At 47.4% G+C, this 16,092-nt stretch carries 11 protein-coding genes; 8 read left to right on the forward strand and 3 right to left on the reverse strand.

The annotated features are described in order from the left end of the window. Window positions 1-409 precede the first annotated feature (409 nt). Window positions 410-1,042 carry an ATP-dependent Clp endopeptidase proteolytic subunit ClpP gene (gene clpP, locus QUA71_RS01115; protein ID WP_333047400.1) on the forward strand — a complete coding sequence of 211 codons (633 nt, stop codon included), beginning with the start codon at window positions 410-412 and terminating at the stop codon, window positions 1,040-1,042. 214 nt (window positions 1,043-1,256) lie between these two features. Here clpP and QUA71_RS01120 read toward each other — a convergent pair whose 3' ends face one another. Continuing rightward, window positions 1,257-2,246, reverse strand: coding sequence for a hypothetical protein (locus tag QUA71_RS01120; protein WP_333281172.1), 990 nt, complete (start codon window positions 2,244-2,246; stop codon window positions 1,257-1,259). Window positions 2,247-3,127: 881 nt separating this feature from the next. On the opposite strand from QUA71_RS01120, the gene QUA71_RS01125 reads away from it, so the two are divergent. The 4 genes from QUA71_RS01125 (at window position 3,128) to QUA71_RS01140 (ending at window position 8,073) form a co-directional block, all read left to right on the forward strand. After that, the gene (locus QUA71_RS01125; RefSeq protein WP_333281175.1) at window positions 3,128-5,494 is read left to right on the forward strand and encodes a ribonuclease R family protein; all 2,367 of its coding nucleotides are present in this window, start codon (window positions 3,128-3,130) and stop codon (window positions 5,492-5,494) included. Window positions 5,495-5,896: 402 nt separating this feature from the next. Next, a complete protein-coding gene (locus tag QUA71_RS01130) occupies window positions 5,897-6,520 on the forward strand; it encodes a flavin prenyltransferase UbiX (protein WP_190737279.1) in 624 nt (207 codons plus the stop codon). A gap of 94 nt (window positions 6,521-6,614) precedes the next feature. After that, a complete protein-coding gene (locus tag QUA71_RS01135; RefSeq protein ID WP_333281179.1) occupies window positions 6,615-7,499 on the forward strand; it encodes a LapA family protein in 885 nt (294 codons plus the stop codon). 22 nt (window positions 7,500-7,521) lie between these two features. Then, on the forward strand, window positions 7,522-8,073 hold the full coding sequence (locus QUA71_RS01140) for a shikimate kinase (protein ID WP_333281261.1): 552 nt from the start codon (window positions 7,522-7,524) through the stop codon (window positions 8,071-8,073). 961 nt (window positions 8,074-9,034) lie between these two features. Here QUA71_RS01140 and QUA71_RS01145 read toward each other — a convergent pair. After that, window positions 9,035-9,478, reverse strand: coding sequence for a hypothetical protein (locus QUA71_RS01145; RefSeq protein WP_333218034.1), 444 nt, complete (start codon window positions 9,476-9,478; stop codon window positions 9,035-9,037). 65 nt (window positions 9,479-9,543) lie between these two features. Then, entirely contained in the window at window positions 9,544-9,948 is a 405-nt protein-coding gene (locus QUA71_RS01150) for an NIL domain-containing protein (protein WP_006635751.1), read from the reverse strand. 175 nt (window positions 9,949-10,123) lie between these two features. On the opposite strand from QUA71_RS01150, the gene QUA71_RS01155 reads away from it, so the two are divergent. The 3 genes from QUA71_RS01155 to QUA71_RS01165 all read left to right on the forward strand — a co-directional run bounded on the left by QUA71_RS01155 (window position 10,124) and on the right by QUA71_RS01165 (window position 15,905). After that, complete coding sequence (locus QUA71_RS01155; protein ID WP_190737270.1) at window positions 10,124-10,726, forward strand: thioredoxin family protein; 603 nt, start codon at window positions 10,124-10,126, stop codon at window positions 10,724-10,726. Between the two features lie 391 nt (window positions 10,727-11,117). Continuing rightward, on the forward strand, window positions 11,118-14,339 hold the full coding sequence (locus QUA71_RS01160) for an efflux RND transporter permease subunit (protein ID WP_333281183.1): 3,222 nt from the start codon (window positions 11,118-11,120) through the stop codon (window positions 14,337-14,339). Window positions 14,340-14,723: 384 nt separating this feature from the next. Further along, on the forward strand, window positions 14,724-15,905 hold the full coding sequence (locus QUA71_RS01165; RefSeq protein ID WP_333281186.1) for an RtcB family protein: 1,182 nt from the start codon (window positions 14,724-14,726) through the stop codon (window positions 15,903-15,905). Window positions 15,906-16,092: the final 187 nt, after the last annotated feature.

A 16,092-nucleotide genomic window follows, 5' to 3' on the forward strand; every position in this document is an offset into this window, starting at 1 on the left:
TTCGACTAACTTTTTTCGCTTCTGTGCTGTACTGCGTAAGCGTTGCTGGCCGCAGGCATCGCATCCCTATCTCAAAATAGTCCGCAGTATTGCCTTAAGGAGGATTTCAACAGCCTACCAAGCTCTGCCAGAGAACATTTAAGCCGACTGTCAAGACTGGCATAATGGCTACTGCCTAGCAATTGCCTCCTGTTTCTTTACACAGAATTGTTTCAACTACTTATGTCGTTATTGCAGTTAGATTGCAATTAGTCTAAAGCAGAAACAGCCGATCGAGCTTCCGATCGAGAAATTGCGACGGCCCAAATGCCTCAACCCATCGCAGCTTAAGGATTTTGCGCGTAAAAGCCGATCGCCCGCCACCGATGGCTCACTACAAATAAACCCAAATCGCTAAAATAAAAAAAAGATACGTAATAGGCAGGCCCTGTCAATGATCCCAACCGTTATAGAACAATCCGGTCGCGGCGAACGCGCCTTTGATATCTACTCGCGACTCCTGCGCGATCGCATCGTCTTCTTGGGCCAACAGGTTGACTCTGACTTAGCCAACCTGATCGTTGCCCAATTGCTATTTTTAGACGCCGAAGACCCGGAGAAAGATATTTACCTCTATATCAACTCCCCAGGGGGTTCGGTAACAGCAGGTATGGGCATTTTTGACACGATGAACCACATCCGCCCCGACATTTGCACTATTTGTCTCGGTTTGGCCGCCAGCATGGGCGCTTTTCTGTTGAGTGCCGGCGCTAAAGGCAAGCGGATGAGTTTGCCTCACTCCCGGATTATGATCCACCAACCTCTAGGCGGAGCTCAAGGACAAGCAACGGATATTGAAATTCAGGCCAAAGAGATTTTGTACCACAAGCGCCGCCTGAACGAACATCTTGCCAACCATACCGGTCAGCCGCTTTCCCGCATTGAAGAAGATACCGAACGGGATTTCTTCATGTCCGCTGAAGAAGCAAAGGACTACGGATTAGTCGATCAAGTGATCGATCGCCGTCCTTCCGCCAGCAGACCGATCGCCGCTGTCGTCTAAATTAAAAATTAAAAATCAAAAATGAGGAAATATTCTTCATTTTTGATTTTTAATTTTTAACGGTTATATAGCAGTTTTCAGTGGAGTGAATTACAGATGCTGGGGCGCATGATACGGCGTCACAGTTAAGTCATTACTGTATTTCATACAATTGAAAACTGCTATTTTTAGCTTTTTCTAAAAAAACCTCACACCTAGAAACCCTACAGAATTACTAAGGCAAAGATTCGAGATATTGCAGGAAGTCGAGCAATTCTACTTGATTTAAGAAATGGCGCGCTTCCTTGCCGTAACCTTGTTTGAGATGATCTTTTCCTTGGTTGGCAGTCCAGCCCAATCGTTTGATTTCCTCAGTAGTTCTGCTGTAGATTTCCAAATATTCTAGAAAATCTACCAACTGTTCGCTAGAAAGCTCTCTCTGCGACGACTTGCCGAAATTTTGTTCGAGACAGTCAGTTTCTTGTTTCTTAGTCCATTTCAAGCGCCTGAGGATTGCCTCTATTTGGGCGATCGTATCAGAATTATCCTCGATCGCATCGCTGGGGATTCCCACTGCGATCGGTTGCAATCCCCTGACTTCGGCGGCACCCTGTAGCGGTTCACTTTGGCTGGGAGTCGGCACATCGAGTTCCTCAAGCGGTTCGCCGTAGCTGGAAGAAAGCCAAGCGTCCGAGTCTAACTGCTTCGGTACAAATCCAGTAGCCTCCACGCGATCGACCTTTGGAGGCAGCGGTTCCGGTACAGGTGCGATCGGCTCTTCATTTAATTTCGCTTCAGTCTTGACAAAATTGCTTTGATGTGTTACAGGCAATTTGTCAGCAACAGGCATTTCTAGAACCGGAAGAGGAACACTTGTCGGCCCAACAGGAACCGGAACAGCAGGAGGAGGGGGAGGGGGAACAGCAGCAACCGAAGCAACCGGAGCAACCGAAGCAACCGGAGCAACCGAAGCAACCGGAGCAACCGGAGCCGGCTCAACACTCGCGATCGCACGATCGGGCGCAGCAAATCCAAGGACAGCGATCGCTCGCAACCGGGCGCGGTCTTCAGCATCCTCAACAGACTCAGCAGCCGACATAGCCGTAACAAGAGTTTTGCCGTCAACCTGAACCAGACAGCGAACAACAAACTTACCGTGATGAACAGTCAACAACTCACAGATTAACTGTCCAGCGGGATAAAGGGCGCGAAATTCAGCAAACATAATTTTTTGACCCCGAAACCAGGAGGGGCTTATGACTTAAGTGTAGTACAGCCAGAGAGAAAACAATTTTCTGAAAGCACCTATTCAACATACAATAAATTAAAGGTGAGTCATCCGCGCAACCTTTCACGCCACTAAACCCCATCCCACATCCGGCAGTTTAAGCTAACAAGCACCGGGCGTCATTTCTACCTATCGGAGATGACACAGCAACTAAGCAAAAGTAGTAAAAGTCTCCGGTTTTGTGTACCTTGCACTTTCTACAGCACAGATTGCTCCCGACCCGCTCGTTGCACCTCCGTCCGCAAGGACAGATCGCGTGCAAAAAAACAAGGGCATCGCAGCAGCGAGCTACTAGCAATTTTGCCTTAAAGCTCCGGTAAATTCTTTGCTAAAGCAAGAAGCAAGAGGCACTTCAAAAGGAAGAAGGAACAAGGCAGAAGGAACAAGGCAGAAGGAAGAAATGCAAATTTTATCCCTCTCCATCCCTCCATCGGCTCATCCTCGACTCAAGCCGTCGCTTTCAGTATCGAGCCATCTTTTAAGAAGCGACAGGGGCTTTCTAATTCGCGAAGTGCTCGGCGCTGCTGACCTAAAAGCAAACAAACCAACGCTAAAAAATTGTATTGGGGAATAGCGTGCGGGACATTTGTCTGCACCGTCAGCAGTCAGTTCAAGACAGACAGCAGACAATTAGCACCAAGCCGGTGTCGGGAGAGAATCTCAAAAAAACCTCGCGATGAAACAAGGTGGCTGTGCTCGCGTCTCCACCTATTAACCCGCGCATTTGTTGGGAAGCAGGCACTGCGAGGGCCCGAGGGGGTGCGGCTGATTTCGCCAAAATTAGACTAATTGCTGGAAACAAGAGGATCGATCGCTACATGGAATTTTCTATCGCTGCACTGCTGGCAAATTTTACAGAAGACAAATTAGTGGCTCCTAAAGCATTAGAGAAAAAACTCGACTGCAACGACGCCACCAGTCAACTCAAACTTCAAATCGCATTAGAAGCTCTAGAGAAAATTGGCATATTAGTCAAAGACAAAGGCCGCTATCGCCGAGTAGCTGAAGACGACGTAGTAGAAGCAAAACTGCGCTGTTCGAGCAAAGGATTTTGCTTTGCAATTCAAGACGCCGAAGGCTCAGAAGACGTTTACGTGCGGGAAAGTCACCTCTCGACAGCTTGGAATGGCGATCGAGTCTTAGTCAAAATCATCAAAGAAGGTAGCCGCCGCCGATCGCCCGAAGGCGAAGTCATGCTCATTCTCGAACGCGCCAACCCCTCGGTACTCGCGCGAGTCAAGCAAACCGCCACCCCCACCGGCCGCGTCAGCTACAGAGCAATCCCCCTGGACGATCGCCTGTTGTTTGAACTAGACTTGCTCGCAAATGGCACAAATCTTCAAGAGGCGATCGACCACCTAGTACACGTCGAAGTCAAACGCTACCCCCTCGGCACCCACCGCCCAGTCGGCAAAGTAGTACAGGTACTCGGTTCCGACGCCGAAGCCGCTGACGACCTCGACATCGTATGCTGCAAACACGACTTGCCGCGATCGTTCCCCGCCGCCGTCATCAAAGCAGCCGAAAATTTGCCCAGCAAAGTCAAAAAAACCGACATCAAAAAACGGCTAGATTTGCGTAACATTCTGACTGTTAGCTTCAGCAAAAACGAACCGGGAACAACCAACAGCGAAAACGATGCTCGTCAAGTTGAAGAGGAAAATCTCTCCGAGGGAGGAGCCGAAAACGAGTTTGACCCGACATCATTCCTATCCGATCCGCCAGTGGAACGCGCTGTGTCGATCGAAACCCTGAAGCCCGGCCGCTGGCAAATAGGAATCCACATCAGCGACGCCGCCGAGTACGTGCAGCCAGAAACCCCGATCGACCGCGAAGCCCGCAAGCGAGGCACCGCCGCCCATCTGGGAGAAAAAATCATCGCCGTACTTCCAGAAATCCTCAACGAGCGCTGCTCTCTGCTGCCAGATACCGAACGGCTGACCTTCAGCATACTGCTCACCCTAGACGAATCTGGAGAACTCTTAGAATACGAAATTCAAGCCAGCGTCATTCAAATTGACTACCACCTCACCTACCAGCAAGCTCAAGCAATTCTCGAACCAAGCGGTGCCGAAGATCACCCTTTATCATCCGCCCTCCGTCCTTTCCTAGATCAAATGTCGGCTGCCTCACAGGCTGCCAGAAAGGCAAGGCTCAAGCGGGGAGCTTTTGAACTAAATTTGCCCGATGCTAACTCTCACTTCGACGACGAAGGCGAATTAGGAGCTTTTGCATTCGCTCCCCCCGCCCAGTCGGCTGTCTCCGAGTTGGTGGTACTCGCCAACCAAGCTGTCGCCACTCACCTGCAGGCCTTGGGAGTCCCAGCAATCTACCGCGTCCAGCCGATGCCAGACCCGGCAGACATTCAAGAGTTCATCAAACTCTCCAACAACCTCGGAGGCGAACTGTATCTCGAAAGCGAAGAAGAAGTTTTGCCCTTGGACTTTCAGCGATTTACCCAGCAGTTTGCAGGTCTTAAGTCCGAAAGAGTTCTCACCTACCTGCTCGAAGATACGATGAAGCCCGCTGTTTACAGCACAACTCCCAAGCCGCACTTCGGTTTGGCGCTGTCAGAGGGTTACACGCGCTGCACTTCGCCACTTTCCCGCTACGCCGATTTGCTGATACTGCGGGTGTTGCAAGCGGTGTTCGAGCAAGGCCGCAGCAGTCGCACAACACGGGCTAAGGAAAAAGTTGACTTGCACCATTCCTCCTGTCACGGTCAAATTACTTGGAATGTTCTCCCGCCAGATTTGCACCACGAATTTGAGACGGAGTTTGCATCGGCCGTGGTACACCTGACGGAACGGGAAAGGGTTGCTGAGGATGCCGAAAGCGATTTGCAGGGATTGAAGAAAACCGGATTGATGAAAGAACGCACCGGGCAAACTTTCCAGGGTTTGATTACAGGCGTGCAGTCTTATGGTTTCTTTGTGGAAATTGAGGTGCGGCCGCCGGAGAGCGACATCCTGCGAGTTGAAGGACTGGTTCACGTTTCTTCGCTGAAGGATGACTGGTACGAATATCGATCGCGCCAGCAAACTCTGGTGGGCCGGAAAAACCGCAATCAGTACCGTTTGGGCGATCGGGTGGAAGTTCAAGTCAAGAGTGTTGACTACTACCGCCAGCAAATTGATTTAGTTGCAGTTGGCGGCGGCAGCCAAGCTTTTGATGATGATGAATAATCAGTTGACAGTTGACAGTTGACTGTTGATTTTCCTCAATACTTAGTTGTCATTGTCTAGCAACTAAGTATTAAGAAGTGGGCTGCCAACTCGACTCAGCAATCATCACTAAATAATTAAGGACTAATATCAAATCCGATAGCATCGGATTTGTAAAATGTAGTCAAGAGTTAACAATCACGGACGGTGCAACCGGAATTTATATAATTTATCTGCGTTAATCTGTGTTAATCTGCCTGTATCTGCGGTAAAAAAAAGAGGATTAATTAACTGCCAATGACAAGGGATGGACGCTGATTCACGCAGAGGTCTAGAAGAGAGAGAGGAAGAATTCCGATGCTAACAAATTTGATATAACAACTAATTACTAACAACAGTAAACGGTCAAATAAAAAATAACTAATGACGAATAACTACCCCCTCATTGTAGGAGTTACCGGTGCATCGGGACTGATTTATGCGGTGCGAACTCTGAAGTTTATGTTGGAGGCCGATCGCGCTATTGAACTGGTCGCTTCCAAGTCTACTTACATGGTTTGGCAAAGCGAACAGAACACCCGAATGCCCGCAGAGCCGACGCTTCAAGAGGAATTCTGGCGGGAACAAGCAGGAGTAGCCACAATGGGTAAACTTCGGTGCCATCCCTGGCAAGATGTCGGTGCTAATATTGCTAGTGGCTCCTTTCGCACCCAAGGGATGATCGTTATTCCCTGTAGCATGAGTACGCTGGGCAAATTGGCGGCTGGCTTGAGCTCGGATTTGCTCGAAAGAGCGGCCGATGTTCAGCTCAAGGAAGGGCGAAAATTGGTACTCGTGCCTCGCGAAACGCCTTTTAGCTTGATTCACCTCCGGAATTTGACTACCTTGGCGGAAGCTGGAGCTAGAATTGTACCAGCGATTCCTGCTTGGTATCACAATCCGCAAACTATTGAAGATTTGGTAGACTTTGTGGTGGCTCGCGCTTTAGACCAGTTGGGGATTGATTGCGTTCCTCTCAAACGCTGGAAGGAAGAAGAAGGGAGTTAGTTGACAGTTGACAGTTTGTTATTTGTTATTGATGATTTGTTAGTTTAAATTAGCAATTCCCAATTACCAATTACCAATTACCAATATTTTTAATATGCGACCTGTATTTTTGCTAGTAATTGTGGTGGGGCTGACTATTTTTGCCCTGCAAAATGTGGAGCCAGCATTATCGCTGGTGTTTTTGGGAGTTCGATCGCCTGCTTTGCCCTTATCTATCTGGATTCTGCTCAGCATGGTGGTGGGAGCTCTCACATCTTTATTGATTTCTGGTTTGCTGGCTTTTTCAAATTACCTATCTGTAATAAGAGACCGCACCGGCCGCTCCAGTCGCAGCCGTCCCGATACTTTCCCAGAGGACAGGAGAACACCTTACACGCCATCTCCCCCTCCTAGAAAAGAGGGAATTGACCCGGATATGAATAGGGAAAATAGCCAAACTCAGGCTGCTGGTTCCTACCGAACTGAGTACGGTACGCCGGCCGGTTACAGTTCCCGGACTTTCCTGCAAGAAACTCCGAACCAGGATGGGGCGACGGATTACGCTCAACCAGGGACTTATGCAGCAGCAGACGATGAGGACGATTGGGTCTCAGATGGCTCAAAATCCGGCTCTCAAGGCGGCGATGACGATTGGGGGGACGATCGCGATTTTCCCGATCGACCGCAGGTAAATGATGTTCCAGCGGCAAATCCGAGGGCTTACGAAGCTAAGCAGGAACCGAAAAGCAAATCTTGGGCTGGCTCAGTATATTCTTACGGCTATCGAGATCCGAGCCAGTCTGGGGTGGGGCAAACTGAGGCTGTATACGATGCGGAGTATCGAGTGCTGGTTCCTCCGGGAGGGGAGATTCCTAAACCCGCTGATGAAGCACCAATAAATCCTCTTGCAGAAGCAGAGGATGATTGGGGATTGGATGAGGGTGATGAGTTTGATGACGACGATCGCGCCAGTGGCGGATCTATTAACCTAAAAAAATAGAAAAATATTGGAGGATTTGGCAGTGGATGGGTTGAGGGGAGTAAATATTTATCTCGTCGGGATGATGGGTGCGGGAAAAACAACGGTGGGGCGGATTTTGGCAAGAAAATTAAAATACCGTTTTTTTGATACTGATGAACTAATTGTTCGAGTTGCTAATCAGTCAATTGCTGAGATTTTCGCTCAAGAGGGGGAAGAGGCTTTTCGGGAACTAGAAACTAAAGTGCTCGGCGAATTGTCTGCTTATCAAAATTCGGTTGTGGCTACGGGCGGCGGCATTGTGGCCCGATCGATGAATTGGGGTTACTTGCACTACGGTGTAGTGGTTTGGCTGGATGTGCCTGTAGATCAACTTTACGATCGACTGCGTTCGGACACCGCTCGACCCCTACTGCAGGAGGGCGAGATCAAATCTAAGCTGCAAAGCCTTTTGAAAGAGCGAGAGCGTTTTTACACTCAAGCAGATGTCCGAGTCTTTGCTGGTGTGGGCGAAAGGCCTGAAGCAGTGGCGACTAGGGCGATCGAGGAAATCCAAAAAGTTATCAAATCAGAAACCGGGTCCGATCTCAATTGATACATTCATAAACCCGGTTTCTCAGAAAATAACAGGTTTCTCAGGACTTGTGGTATTAGTTCCCAAAAATAATGCAACTCTACACAAGCTCCAAACCACCAGCTTGATCAGTAATTCCCAAAATCTAACAAAATCTAAAATCTAAAAGGGTATGACTTCGGTGAAAATACTGGTTTTTGTCTGAGTGTGTCCGTTTAACCACCCAATATTTTGCAATCCACCGGGTTTGAGTGGATGTGAGGCGTAACTTTTATAACTATGAGGATGTGGCGATGCGGAGATTTTATACAAGAACTAATGGCAGACTCATCTGATGCGTTAAGGTCGCCTATTGAGTTCTCCCTAAAAATAAAAGGGCCCCACCGCTGAAGGGCTGTAGGGCGCAAGGACAGTTAAACGCTAACTTGATTGTCGGGAAATTTAGCATCAATGCTATCGTCCCATGTGACGATTTTACGATCGTCCATTCACTCATCAATTTTCCGGTATCAAAAAATGTAACCCAGCACCGCTCGAATTCAACCTGTCCTATTCTAAAAACAATACCTCATGCATTCTGACTAGCAGCTCTCAAAAGCTGCTTTTTTATTGCGATCGAGTTTTTGGCTGCCCGACTTGCGGACTCTTGGGAATAACATTTTGAGCAACAGTGGCTACACCTCAATACTGCCATAGCGGTTTTCAGTTCCACTCCCGGTTCGTCGGTAATTGGTAATTGGTAATGGGGAATGGGTAGTTGGGAATTGGGCATTGGTAACAACCAGCGGGGAATCGGCAATTGAGATGCTGTACCTCACCCGGCTTGAAAACTGCTCTGATTACGGCGCGGAACGAGGTCTTAATCCGGGGGTGGGGGATTGAAAAAAAATAAGCTGTATTTATTGATGGGCGATCTGATAGTTTTCGGCTAATTATCCGTTGCGAGTTATAGAATTTGGTTGGATGAATTTCCCGTTTCTCATTAAGAGAATACGAGCCTGCCTGTTTTTGACCAAAACTCGATCGCTCCACCCAGCCCCACACCTGTTAAAGAAATGCTAGCTAATACCGCAAAAGCCCGCCAATTTTTCCAACCAGATATTTGAATATCGAGTCTTGCCAAAGCTCCGGCTGAAATCAAGAGTAAACAAGTAGCAAAAAGGTGCATCCAGGCAAAAACTACCACTGCCACCAAAGCTCCTACAATAATAGAAAGAAAAGCACCGAGATCACTAGAAAACCACCGCATAATTAAGGCTTTTATGTCTCTCAGAGGGAACGACAAGGCGACAGTGAACACTAAAATTGAAGCTATGGCTAAAAACCAAGTCAGGTGCGGGGGAACATCAAACTCAGATAATTTCCAGCCAAAGGTGAAATAAGTAACAAAAAGTAGAGTTAGGGAAACCCAAGAGTTTTTTTTCATCCAATGGCACAATTAGGAGAACCAGGCAAAAAAAAGATGACGATCCAGAGGACTTTTTACAGGGGCTAGAGGTTGGTTGAAATAGCTTGTACCGGACAGGTAGGGATGCACTGCTCGCAAACGATACACCGCGATCGAGCAAAACTTAGTTTAAAGCTTTCTGGGTCTAGGGTCAAGGCTTCTGTCGGGCAAACCCCCGTACACAAACCGCAGTGAACGCAGATATCTTCGTCTATCAGTATTTCCCGGCTGGCTAGGGAAACGCCGATGTTTTGCGATCGCATCCAGTCGATCGCCGCTTCTAGTTGGTCGATGTCCCCTGATAACTCTAGCACCAGTTTGCCCACTTGATTGGGAGCCACCTGAGCACGGATAATGTTGGCTGCAACATTAAAATCCTTTGCCAGTCGATAGGTGACAGGCATTTGGATCGATCGTTGGGGAAACGTCAGTGTTACCCGTTTTTTCACCCTGCAAGTCCTCGATAATTTACAAACAATCTTAGTTATCTTATGTTTTAGCGCACTTGGTCTAATTACTGCCTTTATCCAAATTTTTTATGATATGGGTCTGATTATCTCAAAATGTGGTATAATCTGAATCTATTTAAAATAAAAACATAGAAATAAAACGGCAATTTATTTTATGACCCAGAATTCGCCCAACTCAACTGTTTCTCCGGCTGCTAAGAATCCCGAAACAAAAGTCGCCACGCGGCTCAGAAACTTATTGATCGTGTTAGCCGCGATCGCCCTTTCAGTATCTATCTTCTTAGGGCTGCAAACCCAAACGCCATCAAGCAGTCTCACCGATATGGCAAAAGCTTCAACGCCATTAGAAACAGCTTTGATCAACGGCAAACCGACACTCATGGAATTTTATGCTAATTGGTGCGGTAGCTGTCAGGCAATGGCTAACGATCTGAGCGAAATCAAACAGAAATACGCCGAACCGATGAATTTTGTGATGCTGAATGTAGACAATGACAAATGGCTGCCAGAAATCACCAAATATAGAGTAGACGGCATTCCGCACTTTGTCTATTTGAACGATAAAGGCAGCCCCGTTGCGGAAACGATGGGCGAAATGCCGCGCAGTATTATGGAAGCTAACTTAGAAGCTTTAATAGCAGGAAAACCTCTGCCACACGTCCAAGCTGGCGGTCAAGTTTCTAATTTTACTCCCCCCACAGGGCCTGTGAAAACAAGTAGCTCCGACCCCCGCGCCCACGGCTCTCAAGTACAGTAAAAGAAGAAAGAGAGAACAAGGAAGAAGACTTTAGGAACAGGCAAGATGCCTGTTCCACAACAAATAAACTTTCTTGTGGAACAGGCATCTTGCCTGTTCCTGATTGCGATAACTTACAGAGATTTAAAAGCCCCTCGCAACTTATGTCAATCTGCGTTTTGGGCGATCGACTACCTCTAAAGGAATATTATAAAAAACATTTTTGACAATTTATTAAAATTTATTATACTACTTGTCAGGTGCGGAGCGTAAATATTCTCTCACTCCCTATACAAAATAAAGCCTGACCGAAAACAATTTGGTCGCCAGCCCTGCGATTCATTCCTTTGCAGGCTGACTGACTGGGTAAACTTTTCAATTTTTTAACCTAAAATCTAAAATCTAAAATCAAATGACCGCCGATAAACCCGGATTCAGCATTAGCGCGACCGCCATTCGCCGCCACATCGGCACCCTCATGCTGACACTTGCGATTATAGTCGTGGGCATTTTCTACATCACCCAACTGCCCGTTGACTTGCTGCCCTCCATCACCTATCCCCGCATCAGCGTGCGCTTAGACGCCCCCGGAGTCTCGCCAGAAGTTGCAGTTGACGAAATTACCCGCCCCCTCGAACAAGGACTTTCAGCGACAGAAGGAGTCACGCAAGTTTTTTCCCGCACCCGCGAAGGACAAGTCAGCGTCGATTTATTTTTCAGGCCAGGGGGCGACATCAACCAAGCCCTCAACGACGCTACAGCCTCCGTCAACCGAATTCGCAACCGACTTCCCGATACAGTTGAATCGCCCAGTCTGTTTAAATTTGACCCTTCTCAACAGCCGGTGTACGAATTTGCCCTAACTTCAGACTCGCGACAAGGGGTAGATTTGCGGGTATTTGCCGATGACGAATTAGCCAGGGAAATTAACGTTATTCCAGGAGTAGCTTCGGTTGACGTTTCCGGCGGCGTTCAAGAAGAAATTCAAGTTAATATTGACCTGAACCGGCTGCAAAGTTTAGGAGTTAATCTTAATGACGTTTTTAATGCTTTGCGCGATCGCAATTTAGACACTTCCGGTGGTCGCCTGCGGCAAGAATCTAACGAACCGCTGACGCGCACAATCGGTCGCTTTAGAACAGCCTCTGAAATCGCCAATCTTTCCTTTCAAGTATCCGGTTCCAACCCCCCAAAACGAGTTTACCTGCGCGATTTTGCCCAAGTCAATGACGGCACGGAAGAACAGCGAGTCAAAGTTTTCCTCAATCAAAAACCTGCCGTTAAAATTAGCATCTTGAAACAGCCGGACGCCAACACCATTACTGTTGTAGACGGAGTGAAAAATCGCATCAAAGAAATGCAGGAGTCCGGCTTAATTTCTGCAGACATGACCGTAGTTACTACCTTAGACGAATCCCGATTTATCCGCAATTCCTTAGCGGATGTGGCGAATGCGGGAGTTTCAGGTGCAGTGTTGGCTGCGGTCGCAGTTTTGTTCTTTTTAGGTTCTCTCAGACAAACGCTGATTATTTCTCTGACTATTCCCCTGTGTACTCTAGCAGCCATTATTTTAATGCGGCTGTTCGGCTTGTCGCTGAATTTGTTTAGTTTAGGCGGTTTAGCGTTAGGTATCGGTCAGGCGATCGACACCAGCGTAGTTATTTTAGAAAATATTGTAGTCGGTCTAGACAGCAACCCTCATCTGAAAAAAGGCAGAATCAAAGATCGAAAAGAACGCACAATAGAAGAGTCGGTATTGCGGAGTGAAGAAGTAGAATCAGCAATGGTTGCTTCCACAGCAGCCAACTTAGTATCAGTGCTTCCATTTTTGCTGATAGGCGGCTTCTTTTCTCTGCTATTTAACGAATTAATTTTGACAATTAGCTTTGCAGTAGCAGCATCTCTGCTAGTAGCTTTAACGGTAGTGCCGATGCTGACTTCTCGCCTGATGGGAATGTCTTATTCCAGCGGTATCAGTCAGTTCGGGCCGATAAAACATTTCAACCGCGGCTTTGAGAACGGTACGCGGGCTTACGGTTCGATGCTGTCAAAAGTTCTGAGTTTACGGTTAATTATCATTGCAGTAGCTTTTGTGATTTTAGGCGGTGGCACTTGGCTGATGGCGGGTCAAATTCCCCAAGAAATTTTGCCGAGAGTTAATACAAGTCAAGCCCGATTATTTGCTTCGTTTCCTCCGGGGACTAACTTGGAAACCAATCAAAAAGTGATTGCTGCAGCCGATAAACTTCTGCTCGCACAGCCAGAAACAGACTACACTTTAACTACAGCAGGGGGGCTGCTTTTCGGCAACAATACGGTGGAAAATTTGCTCAGGGGAAGCAGCACAATTACGCTAAAACCAGGTACGAATACCACCGATTTTACGGAAAAAATGACTGAGGAATTTAAAAAACTTGACCTTCCTAAAGGAACTCGTCTGCGGCTAGTTCCAGAATCGATTAGGGGTTTAGTTTTAACTAATTCTCCCGTGCGGGGTGGCGAAATTGATGTCGTGGTTCAGGGGGAAACTGAACAATCATTGCAGGAAGCCGGCCGTCAGATATTAAAAGAATTAGATGAGAAGGTAAAATTAGCCCGGTTTCGGCCGGAGGCAGACGCGCCGCAGTCAGAGGTACAAATTCGTCCAGACTGGGAAAGGGCCGCTGTGTACGGGCTGACAGCCCAAGATATTGGGGAGACAATTCAGACAGCAATTGAAGGTGCTGTTCCCACTCAGTTGCAGCGGGGAAACCGATTAATAGATGTGCGGGTGCAGTTCGATCGCACTTCTGTAAAATCTATTGCTCAACTCGGACAAATTCCGTTATCTGGTAATAATAGCATCATCCGTTTAAGCGACGTGGCTAATATTACGATCGGCAAAGCGCCTGCAGAAATTCAGCGTCTCAATCAACGGCAAGTTTTCTTAGTTGTCGGAAACTTGAATAAGGGTGCAAGTCTCGGCGATGCTGTCCAGCAAGTCGATGCAGTTTTATCAGAACTGAAGTTGCCACGAGGAGTAAGAATTCTGCCGAGTTCGGCTGCTGAAACTAATGAACAATTGCAAACTTCTCTCAAGCTTTTGGGGGGATTGGCGACTTTTTTAGTGTTTGTAGCGATGGCGGTGCAGTACAATTCCCTGGTTGACCCGCTGGTGATTTTGCTGACAGTGCCTCTGGCGTTGGCGGCGGGAGTATTCGGGCTTTATGTGACCAAAACTGCGATCGGTGCGACGGTGATGATCGGTGCAATTTTGCTCGTGGGAATTGTGGTGAATAACGGCATCATTATGATCGAGTTGGCGAACCAAATTCTGGAAGAGGAAAAGGTCGATCGCACAACAGCAATTCTCAGGGCAGCACCTCAGCGCTTGCGACCGATTTTGATGACAACTATTACCACAGTTTTGGGTTTATTTCCCCTAGCTTTGGGGATTGGAGAAGGTTCGGAATTCTTGCAACCGCTGGGAGTGGTGGTGTTTTCCGGTTTGTCGCTGGCGACGCTGCTGACGCTGTTTATTATTCCGTGTTTCTATATTTTGCTGCACGACTTCTTTGGGATTTTTGCAGCGAAGAAGCCGCAGACAGTTGCTATTCCTGTGCAGAAAGCGGGGAGAAAGACTCCGAATTTGTAAAATATAGTGTCAGCTTTTTACGCCCTTCGACGCAATCCCGCAGGGGTTTAAACCCCTGCCTCAAAGCGAAAGTCGGTTTTAACCGACTGTAGATTTTGATGGAAAATACGATCTATTTCAGTCCTCTTTCAGAGGACTTTAGCTATGAGACAGGGAATTCATTCCCTGTCGGACTGTCGGACTTACAAACAATATCGGTACTGCATTTGATGTCAAGTTGACGCCCCAAGAATTAGTGGGTAAGGTGCGTCAGTAAACATTTTATGACTCCCAAAATAAATTCCCGACTGACACACCCTACCAGAATTAGTGTTTTTGACATCCGAAAGTTTTTATATTACAATAATACTACATAACAAACTGGCAAAACCAACTTAAACAAAAATGCCCTACGAAAAATTAGACATATCAACCCCAAAACCCGTGCTATCTTGGGCCAATCACGCCCTGGGCGAAAAAGAAACCAAGATGACCGCCAACGTAGCATCTTTGCCCTTTGTATTCAAACACGTCGCACTAATGCCCGATGTACATTTAGGAAAAGGTGCTTTAGTCGGTTCAGTAATTGCCACAAAAGAAGCGATTATTCCGGCTGCTGTGGGGGTTGATATTGGTTGCGGGATGGCTGCTATTAAAATGCCTTTCACAGCCAACAAATTAGAAGGCAAACTCAAACAAATTCGCCTCGATATCGAAGCCGCAATTCCCGTGGGATTTGCGGAAAACAAGGAAGTAGAAAAAACTGTCACCAACTGGCAGGGATGGGGCGAGTTTAAGAAACTTCATCAAGGCGTGCAGCACCAAAACAATAAAGCCTTAAAACAAATGGGTTCCCTCGGGGGCGGCAATCATTTTATTGAGGTTTGCGTTGATAGTGAAAACTTTGTTTGGCTGATGCTGCATTCCGGTTCTCGCGGCATTGGGAATTTGCTCGCACAGCAGCACATCGAGACTGCTAAACATTTAGCTAAACTGGCAGAAATTAGTCTCGCCGATCAAGATTTGGCTTATTTTGTAGCGGGTACGCGGGAGTTTGCCGCTTACTGGCACGATTTGCAGTGGGCGCAAGATTATGCTCGTTTTAATCGCGATGTGATGATGAATCGGTTTAAGCGAATTGTGGAAAGGCACGTCGCGGGCGGCAAATCTGTTAAGCCGTTATTAGAGGTGAATTGCCACCATAATTACGCGGAAAAAGAGGTGCATTTTGGCGAAGATGTGTATGTGACTCGCAAGGGGGCTGTGCGCGCAGATGTAGAGGATTACGGGATTATTCCGGGTTCGATGGGGGCGAAATCTTTCATTGTTAAAGGGAAGGGAAATGCTGAGAGTTACTGTAGTTGCAGTCACGGTGCGGGGCGTTTGATGTCTCGAAATCAAGCGAAGAATGTATTTACTCTCGATGATTTTGTGCGGCAGACTGAGGGGGTTGAGTGCCGCAAAGATAAGGAATTTTTAGATGAAATTCCGGGGGCTTATAAGCCAATTGATGAGGTGATGAGTCAGCAGTCGGATTTGGTGGAAATTGTGGCGACTTTGAAGCAGGTGGTTTGTGTCAAGGGGTGATGGTGATAATCAGAAACCGGGTTTTTTACGAAATTACTGCATTTGAGCCTTGAACCCTCGTGAAAAACCCGGTTTCTTTTTCAGGAGTGCGTCTCCCAAAGTCGGTATTGACACAAGGCTTCTTAATGGTTTATAAATAAAGTGTAGAGCTTAGAATTATCCCGAATATTACTCGATTGCAAAAATG

Origin of the sequence: Microcoleus sp. MON1_C5, from assembly GCF_036701875.1 — a bacterium.
Classification (GTDB): domain Bacteria; phylum Cyanobacteriota; class Cyanobacteriia; order Cyanobacteriales; family Microcoleaceae; genus Microcoleus.

What these genes read in the sequence shown, in the direction of transcription:
- QUA71_RS01120 (WP_333281172.1), bottom strand. Translation starts at nt 2,246, where the DNA reads ATGTTTGCTGAATTTCGCGCCCTTTATCCCGCTGGACAGTTAATCTGT.
- QUA71_RS01155 (WP_190737270.1), top strand. Translation starts at nt 10,124, where the DNA reads ATGACCCAGAATTCGCCCAACTCAACTGTTTCTCCGGCTGCTAAGAAT.
- QUA71_RS01125 (WP_333281175.1), top strand. Translation starts at nt 3,128, where the DNA reads ATGGAATTTTCTATCGCTGCACTGCTGGCAAATTTTACAGAAGACAAA.
- QUA71_RS01135 (WP_333281179.1), top strand. Translation starts at nt 6,615, where the DNA reads ATGCGACCTGTATTTTTGCTAGTAATTGTGGTGGGGCTGACTATTTTT.
- QUA71_RS01145 (WP_333218034.1), bottom strand. Translation starts at nt 9,478, where the DNA reads ATGAAAAAAAACTCTTGGGTTTCCCTAACTCTACTTTTTGTTACTTAT.
- QUA71_RS01130 (WP_190737279.1), top strand. Translation starts at nt 5,897, where the DNA reads ATGACGAATAACTACCCCCTCATTGTAGGAGTTACCGGTGCATCGGGA.
- QUA71_RS01165 (WP_333281186.1), top strand. Translation starts at nt 14,724, where the DNA reads ATGCCCTACGAAAAATTAGACATATCAACCCCAAAACCCGTGCTATCT.
- QUA71_RS01160 (WP_333281183.1), top strand. Translation starts at nt 11,118, where the DNA reads ATGACCGCCGATAAACCCGGATTCAGCATTAGCGCGACCGCCATTCGC.